The organism is Mucilaginibacter sp. OAE612 (assembly GCF_041806395.1).
Taxonomy (GTDB): Bacteria; Bacteroidota; Bacteroidia; order Sphingobacteriales; family Sphingobacteriaceae; genus Mucilaginibacter; species Mucilaginibacter rubeus.
Genome location: NZ_JBGMUW010000001.1, coordinates 1,976,464 through 1,988,830 on the forward strand (window position 1 = coordinate 1,976,464; position 12,367 = coordinate 1,988,830).

A 12,367-nucleotide genomic window follows, 5' to 3' on the forward strand; every position below is an offset into this window, starting at 1 on the left:
ACGGAATAATGAGCAGCAATATGAGGGCTTCAGCCCAAATTCGCTTGCATAATTAGGCTAAAGCCAAGACTTTTTAGCTTTTTATTCCGTTGGTTAAAACCAACGGCAATGAATATTCTGTTTTTTAAACAGCCGCTCACCATGCTTTTTAAAGTAATTTCCCTGTGTATAATTAAAACTATTTTGTAATATGCATTTATTCTACGTTGCATTACTTACAAAACCTCATGAGCGGCAAAAAACTGTTCAATGCTTTATCTCTTTTTTTAACGGCTGGCTTGTGTTTAGCCGGCAATATTTCATATGCTCAAACCCATGCCGATAGTATTAAACTGGCCATCGAGCCCTCTTATAATAAGGTAAGCGGTACCCACCAGTTTTTTCTGGGCGATAATTACCGTAAACTTTGGGCTACACCTGTCACACTGCCTATATTTCATCTTACTACAGAAAAAGGCGGTCTGAAAATATTGCAAAGGGGCGGGGGCAAGCAAACCAAATCATTGCGATTGCAGGATCCTACGGGGCAGCAATGGGTATTGCGTACTATTCAAAAATATCCCGAAAAAGGTCTGTCTGTTGATTTAAGGCCTACGGTGGCTAAAGATATTCTGCAAGACCAGGTATCGGCCGCTCATCCCTTTTCGGCGCTTACGGTACCCCCGCTGGCCGAAGCATTAGGCGTTCCGCATTCAAACCCTAAAATTGTTTATATTCCTGATGATCCTGCTTTTGGCGAGTATCAAAAGGATTTTGCTAACCAGGTATTTTTATTTGAAGAGCGTGAGCCGCTTGATGCCGAAAAAACGGATAATACCGAAAAGGTACAGCGCAAACTACAGGATGACAACGATAACCGGGTTGATCAGAAGACTGTGCTGCGCGCCCGTCTGTTGGATATGCTTTTAGGCGATTGGGACAGGCATGAAGACCAATGGCGCTGGGAAAAGATCGACGGCAAACATGAAACTGTTTACGAACCCGTTCCGCGCGATCGTGACCAGGTGTATTATAAAACTTCGGGTGTATTGCCCTGGATAGTAGCGCACCAATGGCTTAAATCAAAATTTCAGGGTTACAGCGACGAGATCAGGGATATCAATGGATGGAATTTCAATGCCCGCTATTTCGACCGCTATTTCCTGAACCAGTTGAGTGAAGGTGACTGGAAAGAGCAGATAGCCTATGTGCAAAGCAAGCTTACCGATGACCTGATCAAAAAAGCGGTGCATTTAATGCCCGATACCATCTACAAACTTTCGGGACCTGAGATCATCAGCAAAATGATAGCGAGGCGTAACATCCTGCAGAAACAGGCGCTTGAGTATTATAAATTTATCTCCATATACGTAGATGTACCGGCGAGCGATAAAACGGATAAGTTTACTGTTGCCCACGAAAGTAATGGCGATATCACCCTTACTATAAATAAGATAAAGAAAGACGGCAACGTTGATAAGGTTACCTACCAGCGTACTTTTAAACCTGATGTAACCAAAGAGATCAGGATGTATGGTTTTGCTGGTGATGACTTTTTTGCTGTAACAGGTTCAACGCCATCGCCCATAACCGTGCGGATGATAGGTGGGGAGGGGATGGACACCTTTGCGGTTGACAGCAGTTTAAATAACAGGGGCAGAACTTATATATACGACCGTTCGGATGAGAAAAATGTACTGCCTTCCTCATCGCTGGCTAAAAACCGTACATCAACAGACACGGCGGTAAATAGTTATGATAAAACTGCCTTTAAGTTCGACAGGTTTGAGCCTATTATCCTGGCTAATTACAGTAATGATATTGGCATTTTGTTGATTGGAGGTTTCTCATACGAGCGGCACGGGTTTCGTAAGGAACCATATGCTTTCCGCGAAGAATTTTTGACCAATTATTCACTGGGGCGTAAATCATTTTTGTTTACCTATACCGCCGACTGGAAAAAAGCCATCGGTGAAAACGACCTGAAGATCAACCTGCTTTCGCGCGGGCCAAGTAACCTGAGCAATTTTTTCGGAATTGGGAATAACACCATTTTTGAAAATAAGGACGACAGGAAGATCTCGTACTATCGTAACCGCTATGATTATGTTACCGGCGACGTTTCCCTGCACCGCAGTTTTGGAAACCTGCACGTAAGCGCCGGCGTTACAGGGCAGTTTTATAACAGCAAGGCATCAAACAATACTGAAAGATTTTTGAATGGCTACAATGCGACGTTTCCGGATGAGAAGGTATTTGGCACTAAGGTCTACGGCGGCTTAACAGCCAACGCAACGGTTGATACACGGAATAAACTGATCATCCCTACACAAGGCATTTTATGGACAACCACCGTGAGCGGCTTTAGCGGCGGTGGTTCAGGTAGTCATAATACTTACGGACAGGTATTATCTGAGTTTAGTTTCTATCTAAATCCCGACAGGGACTCGATATTGGTAATAGCTAACCGCACGGGATTAGGTACTACGATAGGTAATGCAGCATATTTTCAACAGATGAAATTAGGCGGGGCACAAAATTTCCGGGGCTTTCATACCAACAGGTTTACCGGACGTACGGTAGCCTATAACAACCTGGAGATGCGGTTAAAAGTATTGGATTTTACTTCATACCTGTTGCCGGGCTCATTGGGTTTAATCGGTTTTAATGATGTAGGCAGGGTATGGGTCCCCGGCGAATTATCTGACAGGTGGCACGATGGATATGGCGGCGGTTTGTATATTATTCCAGCGCAATTGGTGCTGATTGAAGCCGTAATGGGCTTTTCAAAAGAAGGATCGTTGCCTTATATATCTATTGGGTTTAGATTTTAAAATAGCTGCATAATAGCCGCGGGTTTAGCGCAGCATAACCGTGGTAAGCATGGTTAAAGTTTTCGGCTTTAACTAAATTAACCGCATTTTTTGGTGGCTCTGTTCTGTCAGTACCTTCCTGTCAATTTTAGATTTGAGCGAAAAAATCAAAAAAACAACCCAAAAATCACCAAAAAACAAGGGTAAATAAAGTGCTTTTGGAAACGCATATTTTTATTCTTAAGAGTTTTATTCATTGATTATCAGTTATTAGTGTCGTTTCGGGCGATATATTAAATCATTGATTTTCAGTTTGTTTCATTTTTAAGGCGTTTCGTGTTTTTACACTCAAAAAATGGAACAGTTAAAAAACGGTGTCTGCATGATTTCATTTTTTTATGGAGAACGGCGATTTTGGGACAGGCTCTTTTTTACAATTCTCCCATAAAAATAATTACACTATCAGTCCCATAGATTACCTGCTTTTATATATTTGCATATGAATCACCTCATAGCACCATCTATCTTAGCGGCCGATTTTGCCAACCTGCAACGCGATATTGAAATGATCAATAACAGCGAAGCCGACTGGATCCACGTTGATATTATGGATGGCATGTTTGTTCCAAATATCTCTTTTGGCTTCCCGGTTATTAGTGCGGTAAAAAAACACGCAACTAAACCACTCGATGTTCACCTGATGATAGTCGACCCGGATCGTTACCTGAAAGCGTTTAAAGACGCGGGTGCTGATAGTATCACTGTTCACCAGGAAGCTTGTCCGCATTTGCACCGTACTGTTCAGGTAATTAAACAATTGGGTTGCAAAGCCGCAGTTGCTATTAACCCGGCAACGCCTGTTTTTTTATTGGAGGATATTGTTGCCGATCTGGATATGGTTTTGATCATGTCGGTTAACCCCGGTTTTGGCGGACAGCATTTTATTGAAAATACCTATAAAAAGATCAAAGAACTCAGGACACTAAGCGCCGAAATAAATCCCGGTCTGTTAATTGAGATTGACGGTGGGGTAGATGCTAACAATATCGCAAAACTGATAGAAGCCGGAGCAAATGTGTTTGTTGCGGGCACTTCAGTGTTCTCGTCGGCCAACCAGGCGGCCGCAATTTCAAAACTCAAACATCCCTAAAAGTTATTATAATGATAATAATTAAACCAGCCCTGTAGGGTTAGTTTAATTATTTGCAATCAAAGGCCCGTTTGTTGATTAATTGTATATTTTTTCAAAAAATGTAAATAATGTCTATATATTTTGTCAAATTAATTAACTTCGGCCCAGCAAAATACAAACTTCCTAATAGTGTATTTAGAACCTACAATTCGTTAATATTATGAAACATAATTTTGGTGCCGGACCTGGCATTCTACCACATGAAGTTTTAAAGCAAGCTTCAGAAGCAGTTATTGATTTTAATGGTACTGGACTCTCTTTGCTTGAAATTTCGCACCGATCAAAAGAGTTTGAAGCCGTTTTAGACGAAGCTGTAAGCCTGGTAAAAGAATTGTTCAACGTTCCTGAAGGTTATTCGGTATTGTTTCTGCAAGGTGGCGCCAGCACTCAGTTTGCTTTAGCTCCTTACAACCTGTTACCGGAAGGCGGCAAAGCTGCTTATGTTGAAACCGGTGTTTGGGCCAATAAAGCTTTGAAAGAAGCCAAATATTTTGGCGAAGTACAAATTGTAGCTTCATCAAAAGAGGCCAACTTTACTTACATCCCTAAGGATTTCGAAATTCCGGCCGATGCCGCTTATATCCACATTACTTCTAACAATACCATTTACGGTACGCAGTTACAGGAGTTCTTTAAATCGCCAATTCCAGTGGTTTGCGATATGTCGTCAGATATTTTCAGCCGCGTGGTTAATGTTGCCGATTTTGGTTTGATCTATGCCGGTGCTCAGAAAAATATGGGCCCTGCAGGTGTTACTTTGGTTATTGTTAAGGACGATCTGCTGGGTAAAACCGGTCGCAAAATTCCTGCGATGTTCAACTACCAAACTCAAATTGAAGGTGGTTCAATGTACAATACCCCGCCGGTATTTGCTATCTACGTATCAATGCTTACCCTTAAATGGTTAAAAGCAAAAGGCGGTGTACCGGCAATTGAGCAGGAAAACATTACCAAAGCACGTGTGCTTTACGAAGAAATTGACCGCAACCCGTTGTTTAAAGCAGTGGCCGCTGTTGAAGACCGTTCAAAAATGAACGTTTGCTTCGTAATGGAAAATCCAGAGTTGGAGAAACCATTCCTGAAACTTGCCGAAGAACGCGGTATAGTAGGTATTAAAGGCCATAGGAGCGTAGGTGGTTTCCGCGCCTCTATTTACAACGCATTGCCAATAAGCAGCATCTACGTGCTGATTGACGTAATGCAGGAATTTGCTGAAAAGAATAAATAATTTGTAAGTATCATTAGTTTACTGGTTCATTAGTTCATTAGTATTTAATGAAGCAGACCAATGAACCATTGAACTAATGAACCAATGAACATAAATAAGATGATCAAAATATTAGCTAATGACGGTATCGACCCGATAGGAAAAAAAATGCTGGAAGATGCCGGCTTTTTTGTAGATACCAACAATATTCCGCAGGAAGAGCTTCCTGAAAAATTGAAAAACTATGATGCCATCACTGTGCGCAGTGCAACTAAAGTACGTAAGGCATTAATTGACGCTACTCCTAACCTGAAATTGATCGGTCGCGGTGGTGTAGGTGTTGATAATATAGATGTTGATTATGCCAAAGAAAAAGGTATTGGTGTTTACAACACTCCGGCTTCATCTTCATTATCAGTAGCTGAGCTTGTATTCGCCAGCTTATTTGGCGCTGTACGCTTTTTACCGGATAGTAACCGTAAAATGCCTGTTGAAGGCGGTACCAAATTTAACGACCTGAAAAAAGCTTATGCTAAAGGTGTTGAGCTTCGTGGTAAAACTTTAGGTATTGTAGGTTTTGGCCGTATCGGCAGGGAAGTAGCTAAAATAGCTATTGGTGTTGGCATGGATGTTTTAGCTTACGATCTTTTTGATTTCAACCCTGAGTTGGATCTTGTTTTAGGCGGTGGTATCACCGTTAAAGCATCTGTTAAAAAATCTACACTTGACGAGATCATCACCACTGCTGATTTCATTACCCTGCATACTCCATTTATCGACAAAGCCCTTTTTGGTGCCGAGGAATTGGCTAAAACTAAAAAAGGCGTTGGCCTGGTAAACATCTCACGCGGTGGTTTAATTGATGAGCTTGCTTTAGTTGACGCTCTAAACAGCGGTCAGGTTTCATTTGCAGCACTTGACGTATTCGACAATGAGCCAACCCCACGTGCCGAGATCTTAACCCATCCAAAAATTTCTCTGACCCCACATATTGGTGCTGCTACCAACGAGGCGCAGGAAAGAATTGGTGTTGAACTTGCAAGCTTGATCATTGAGCATTTTAAAAACGCTTAACACTGATTTGCTCTAATTAGGGCGAATTACACGAATACAAATCATATTATATTATAAGAGGCACTAATCGGTAAGATTAGTGCCTCTTGTTGTATACAAGCGAATTTGTGTAATTAGACTTAATTCGAGAATATTCGTGTTAGATTATATACGAAACACCCTTCTCCGGCAAAGTTACGCCATAACCTTCTTTCTCAAGATCATCGGCTAATAGTTGCATGCTTTCACCTTCGCCATGTACCAGGAATACGTGTTTTAATTTTTCCTTATCAATGGCTTTTACCGTATTCATAAGGTCGTCATGATCACCGTGGGCGCTGAGTACATCGGTTTGTTTGATAGTCGCATAAACGGACAGTTCGCGATCTTTGATGTGGACTATGGAATCTCCCCGCAACAAACGATGGCCTAATGTGCCCTTGGCGCAATAGCCTATGAACAGGATAGTGGCGTAGTAATTTTGGATGTTATAAAAAAGGTGGTCCTGGATGCGGCCGCCTTCAAGCATCCCTGCAGATGAGATAATGATGCAAGGCTCCCAATAATTGGAGATCTGCCTGCTATCTTTCAGTGTTTCTACATAGGTGAGGTTATCAAACTCAAATTCGTCGCCACGTTTTTGGTAAAATTCCTGGGCTTCCTGGTTAACGTGGTTATGGTATTTCCGGAATACCTCGGTAGCCTGCGTAGCCATCGGGCTGTCAACAAAAACCTTAACAGGCGGTAGTAAGCGGGTGCTGAAGATCTTGTTTAATGTATATACCAGTGATTGTGTACGCCCTATACTGAACGCAGGGATGATCAAACGGCCTTGCTCTTTAATACAGGCCTTTTCAATAACCTCTATCAGGGTTTGTTCAACTGTTTTGTCCTTACTATGATAGCGGCCGCCATAAGTTGCTTCCGAAACCAGGAAATCAACAGGAGGGAGGGGCTGCGGGTCATTTAGTACGGGGTAATTCTTCCTGCCGATATCGCCGGTAAAGGCTATTGATTTTTCTTCGCCTTTATCATTTAGTTTAAATACGGCTGCAGCAGCACCTAACAGGTGGCCCACCGGTACAAAAGTTAGCTCGATGTCGCCGGTGATCCTAAACGGTTTGTTGAAACCTATAGTAACAAAGCGCTCCACTGTGTCCATAACATGCTTTTGCATGTACAGCGGCTGTGCGTGGGTGTTAAATTTGCCCCTGCCGCGTTTGTGATGGCCTCCTTTAGTGGCGGCTTTACGCATAAAAATGTTTACAGAATCGAGTAGAAGTAATTCCGTTAAATCTGCCGTAGGAGGGGTGCAAAGGATCTGCCCCTCAAAACCTAAACGGATCAGGGTAGGGAGGTTGCCCGAATGGTCAATATGGGCATGGGTGAGCACTACCACATCAATATCTTCCGGGCGAAAAGGAAAGTTTTCGTTAGATATAATGCTGCGGTCCTTTTCATAGTCCAGTCCGCAATCCACTAAAATTTTATATTGGCCAACCTCAAGCAAATGCATGCTCCCGGTTACCTGCCGGGCCGCCCCGTGTATAGTTAGTTTCATTTTTATAAGTGATACCTGTGCTAAAGCGGGTATCGATAATTATATTACGTTGTAAGTAATCTTCAGTTTGTGAATATAACGGTTTACACCCGCTTTATTGCGAGTGTAAACGTATTAATGCTTTATAAGTTTAGTTAGAAACCAATAAGTTTTAAGGAGTGTTACTAAGCCTGGTTGCTTTCAAACTGAAGCTGGCTTAAGTATTTATAAAGACCTTGTTCATTGCCAATGAGTTCGACGTGGCTGCCGCTTTCTACTATATGGCCTTTTTCAAGTACGATGATCTTATCTGCTTCGCGAATAGTTGACAGACGGTGAGCTATGATGATCGACGTACGATCTTTCATTAATTCCTCAAGCGCCTCCTGTACAAGGCGTTCCGACTCAGAGTCTAACGATGATGTAGCTTCGTCAAGTATCAATATCGAAGGGTTTTTTAGCAATGCTCTCGCAATGGCAATCCGTTGCCTTTGTCCGCCTGAAAGTTTAACACCACGCTCACCCACAACGGTTTCATAGCCTTCTGGGAAGGAAGATATAAATTGATGAGCGTTAGCGCGTTTGGCAGCCTGGATGATATCTTCTTTTGAGGCATTTAAACGACCGTAGGCAATGTTTTCCATAATGGTGCCCCCAAACAACAATACATCCTGCGGAACAATGGCTACCTGGTTACGGATATCGGTAAGAGAATAGTTATCTGCTGGCTTGCCATCAAATAAGATGTTGCCGTTTTGTGGGTGATAAAACTGCAGGATTAATGAAGCCATGGTTGATTTTCCCGAACCGCTTGGCCCAACAATAGCAACACGCTGCCCTGCATCAGCATTAAAAGAAATACCTTTTAATACGGTGATTTCAGGGCGAGAGGGATATGCGAACAATACATTATCAAAAGCAAGATCACCTTTAATAGGCTGTTTAATGCCGTTTTTACTTTCAATAATGGAAATATCTTCACCCTGTTCGTGAAGGATCTCAAGTACACGCTCACTTGCGCCAACCGCTTTTTGCAGATTGGCATACAGATCAGGAAAGCTACCCATGGCGGCGCCTACAAATATCGAGTACATGATAAAAGTAGTTAGGTCGCCTACATATATTTCATGATTAGCTACCAGCACCGAGCCATACCAAATTACGCCTACAAATGTGCCAAACAAGCAAAATACGATAAACGAAGCAAAGGTACCCCTGAACTTTGCACCGCGAACGGCGATGTTCACCACTTTGCGTAAAATCTTGTCGTACCGATTAGCTTCGTAGGCCTCGTTAACAAATGCCTTTACATTAGCAATACCTTGCAGCGTTTCTTCAACTATGGTATTTGATTCGGCTAATTTGTCCTGAGCCTCGCGAGACAGCTTACGGATATACCTTCCGAAGAATACAGCGAATGCAACCAGGAATGGCAATATAGCTAATAGCGCAAGTGTAAGTTTGATAGACACTATTGCCAGTAAGGTAGTGCTGCCTATCATGATCACCAACTGGCGGATCATTTCGGCAAAAGTGGTGGTCAACGTATCCTGGATTTGGGAAAGATCGGCAGAGATACGGCTGTTCAATTCACCAACCCTGCGGTTGGCAAAAAAGTTCATGGGTAGGGTAATGAGCTTAAAATAGGTATCACGCCTGATGTCGGCTAAAGATTTTTCGGCCACCTGCACAAACCAAACCACCCTAAAAAACGACACAAAAGCCTGTGCAAATAATATAATAAAACCCATGATGGCAATGGCATTTAAGCCATGCGGCAGGTACTTGTATTTATAAATGCCTTGTGCTGCATCAATCAATGCGCCCAGAATGGCGGGGAATGCCAGGCCTACCAGGCTTGACAAAAACAGGAAAACTAATCCGGCTATGAATTTAACCCGGTAAGGTTTTAAGTAAGTGAGCAGTTTAGCTACGTTGCGCAGGCTGCTCCGGTTTATTTTTGCTTTAGGTAATTCTGCTTCGGCCTTGCTGCCACTGTTCAGTCGTCCTCTTGCCATGTATGCGTTTGAATGTTATAAGCCGCGAATTTACGCTTTAACACGGTTCTTTTTAACAAGCAGAAATAAAATTGACGCAATCATGAAAAGTATCACTAATACAAATATGTTTTGCCGGGTTTTGAAGTGTTCTTCTGAATTGTTTAACTGTTGTTTAAGACGCGCATTTTGTTGCCTTAACCTGTTAATTACCTGTATATAACCGGCAGCTGTAGTTTCTGCCTCCTTGCTGTGACTTTGGATCTGCCGTTGCTGAAAATCACGATATTCAAGCAGGATCTTGAGCTCTTTAAAAATAGCATCGTCTGTTTTGGCGATATCCATCAGGATGCCGGCCGAACGTCGGACATCACCTTTGGTTTGAAAGCCGAAAATGCCGGTATGCTGACCCAGGCTTTGTTCATATTGCCCGAATTTTTGTTTACGGGCAGCCAGCATATTATTTATTTTTTTACGCTGAAGCTGGTAAGCTACCGAATCGGAGTTAACAGGGCTTTGGGCCGATGCCCAACCGGTTGTTATCAAGCAAAATAAAAAAAGCAGTACTTTTTTTTTCATTTATATAAATTGCCTTATTGAAATTCAATAATCACCTTATCATTCAGGTTCAGGCCTAGAAGGCCACTTGCATTGCCTTTATTTATGGCAATTTCCAAATGGTCGCTGATACCAAACAAACAAAGTTTTTCGCCAACGGGTACTTCATTATAATGCCAGCTTAAATGGTTTATGGTTTCGTTGCGCTTAAAATTGAGCACAAAACGCCTGCCTTGCTGCACACTGTTAAAAAACTCCTTAGTTATATTGGTTATCACATTCTGAAATGAATCGATATAAATTACAACACCTTTGATCATGTTTTTTTCGATAACAGGCTGCAAATTCATTTTGTTTTCAATATCGCTCACCGGCAGGCCTATTTCATCCAGTTTGCCGCCTTTTGCTAAATGGCAGGCCGTTTTAACAAAGATATCGGCCAGGGGGAAGTGAAGAAATTTAAGGTCCTGCATAATGTTGATCTCAACTATCTCTTCGGGTTCCTGGTCAAACATCAGCGAAAAAATACCGTTATCAGCCCCCACAAAGTAGTGCTTTTTGTAGCGGACAGCGAGGTATTTGGTATGGTCATTATAAACGGTATCAATACCGATAAGGTGTACGGTATCTTCCGGGAAATAATGAAAGCTGTTTTTAAGTATAAAAGCGGCCTGCTGTACATTAAAGGCCGCAACACTGTTGGTAATATCAACAATATTTACTGTAGGCAACAATTTGTAGATACTGCCTTTTAACGCAGCCTGGTAAATATCTTTATCGCCTAAATCAGTAGTTAATGTTATAATTGCCATTAATTTTATAAATATTTATTGCTAATCTTGTAGTAGCATTTGAAGCTACAAATATTCAATTTTTAATTCATAAAAATCCGTAACTAAAAAATCAAATTAGTATTGAACGAACTTAAGCTATCAATTGAAAACGTAAACCCTGCAGTACTGTGGGGGCCTAATAATGATCATTTTGAGATCATTAAGAAACAATACCCCAAGCTTAAAATAGTTGCTCGCGGCAGTGAAGTGAAGGTTTTGGGCGATGATAACGAACTGAATATTTTCCAGGAAAAATTTTCCCATCTGATAAATCACGTTGAGAAATTTGAAAATCTCAACATAACTGATCTCGAGCGGATCCTTGGTTCGAAGGTTAATAATGCAGCTACATCTGAACCTGTTACTGCCGATAAATTTGCGAGTGGCGAAGTGATTGTGTTTGGGCCTAACGGCGTAATGGTTAAGGCGCGTACCACCAATCAGCGCCGCATGGTTGATAGTATTAACAAAAGCGATATCCTTTTTGCAATCGGGCCTGCGGGTACCGGTAAAACGTATACTGCGGTGGCATTGGCCGTAAGGGCACTTAAAAACAAAGAGATTAAACGCATTATACTAACCCGCCCGGCGGTTGAAGCAGGGGAGAACCTTGGTTTTTTACCGGGCGACCTTAAAGAAAAGATAGACCCATACCTGAGGCCTTTATATGATGCGCTTGATGATATGATCCCGGCCGAAAAACTGAAGGTTTACCTGGAGAACCGCACCATTGAGATTGCACCGCTGGCCTTTATGCGCGGCCGTACCCTTGATAACTGTTTTGTTATTTTGGACGAAGCCCAGAATGCCACCGATATGCAGCTTAAGATGTTCCTGACACGTATGGGGCCATCAGCTAAATTTATTGTAACCGGCGACGTAACACAGATTGATTTGCCAAAAAAACAACAATCCGGCCTGCACACTGCTTTAAGGATCCTGACCGATATCAAAGGTATCGAGATAGTATACTTGAGCGGCGAAGACGTAGTAAGGCATAAATTAGTACGTAAGATATTAGAAGCTTACGGGGATATACAGTAATTAGTTGATTAGAGGTTGGTGGTTAGAGATTAGTTGCAAAGCTCATTTCTAACTAACAACCTTTAGTCTTCAATATAAAGTGATTTGAGGCTATTGAAAGGGAAGCAAACTTGCAAATCCTAATCTCTAACCTCCAATCTCTAATCACTAA

Annotated in this window: 9 protein-coding genes; 5 read left to right on the top strand and 4 right to left on the bottom strand. The window is 42.0% G+C overall.

Annotation, left to right across the window (positions count from 1 at the left end; all coding sequences use genetic code 11):
- Nucleotides 1-227: 227 nt before the first annotated feature.
- The 4 genes from ABID99_RS08415 (at nt 228) to ABID99_RS08430 (ending at nt 6,265) form a co-directional block, all read left to right on the top strand.
- Nucleotides 228-2,813, top strand: a complete 2,586-nt coding sequence (locus tag ABID99_RS08415) for a hypothetical protein (protein WP_373613422.1) — start codon at nt 228-230, stop codon at nt 2,811-2,813.
- 478 nt (nt 2,814-3,291) lie between these two features.
- Nucleotides 3,292-3,942 carry a ribulose-phosphate 3-epimerase gene (rpe, locus tag ABID99_RS08420; protein WP_373613423.1) on the top strand — a complete coding sequence of 217 codons (651 nt, stop codon included), beginning with the start codon at nt 3,292-3,294 and terminating at the stop codon, nt 3,940-3,942.
- A 202-nt stretch (nt 3,943-4,144) separates the two neighbouring features.
- Entirely contained in the window at nt 4,145-5,212 is a 1,068-nt protein-coding gene (serC, locus tag ABID99_RS08425) for a 3-phosphoserine/phosphohydroxythreonine transaminase (protein ID WP_188832563.1), read from the top strand.
- A gap of 99 nt (nt 5,213-5,311) precedes the next feature.
- The gene (locus ABID99_RS08430; RefSeq protein WP_373615899.1) at nt 5,312-6,265 is read left to right on the top strand and encodes a D-2-hydroxyacid dehydrogenase; all 954 of its coding nucleotides are present in this window, start codon (nt 5,312-5,314) and stop codon (nt 6,263-6,265) included.
- A 139-nt stretch (nt 6,266-6,404) separates the two neighbouring features.
- On the opposite strand, the gene ABID99_RS08435 is transcribed toward ABID99_RS08430, so the two are convergent.
- From ABID99_RS08435 to ABID99_RS08450, 4 genes are all read right to left on the bottom strand, one after another.
- The gene (locus tag ABID99_RS08435; protein ID WP_373613424.1) at nt 6,405-7,805 is read right to left on the bottom strand and encodes an MBL fold metallo-hydrolase; all 1,401 of its coding nucleotides are present in this window, start codon (nt 7,803-7,805) and stop codon (nt 6,405-6,407) included.
- Nucleotides 7,806-7,969: 164 nt separating this feature from the next.
- A complete protein-coding gene (locus tag ABID99_RS08440; protein ID WP_373613425.1) occupies nt 7,970-9,802 on the bottom strand; it encodes an ABC transporter ATP-binding protein in 1,833 nt (610 codons plus the stop codon).
- Nucleotides 9,803-9,832: 30 nt separating this feature from the next.
- Nucleotides 9,833-10,360, bottom strand: coding sequence for a hypothetical protein (locus ABID99_RS08445; protein ID WP_254780094.1), 528 nt, complete (start codon nt 10,358-10,360; stop codon nt 9,833-9,835).
- Nucleotides 10,361-10,374: 14 nt separating this feature from the next.
- A complete protein-coding gene (locus tag ABID99_RS08450) occupies nt 10,375-11,151 on the bottom strand; it encodes an S-adenosyl-l-methionine hydroxide adenosyltransferase family protein (protein WP_090527124.1) in 777 nt (258 codons plus the stop codon).
- A gap of 102 nt (nt 11,152-11,253) precedes the next feature.
- Here ABID99_RS08450 and ABID99_RS08455 point away from each other — a divergent pair, with 102 nt between their 5' ends.
- Nucleotides 11,254-12,216 (top strand): PhoH family protein, encoded by a 963-nt coding sequence (locus ABID99_RS08455; protein WP_090527126.1) that lies wholly within the window; start codon nt 11,254-11,256, stop codon nt 12,214-12,216.
- Nucleotides 12,217-12,367 lie beyond the last annotated feature (151 nt).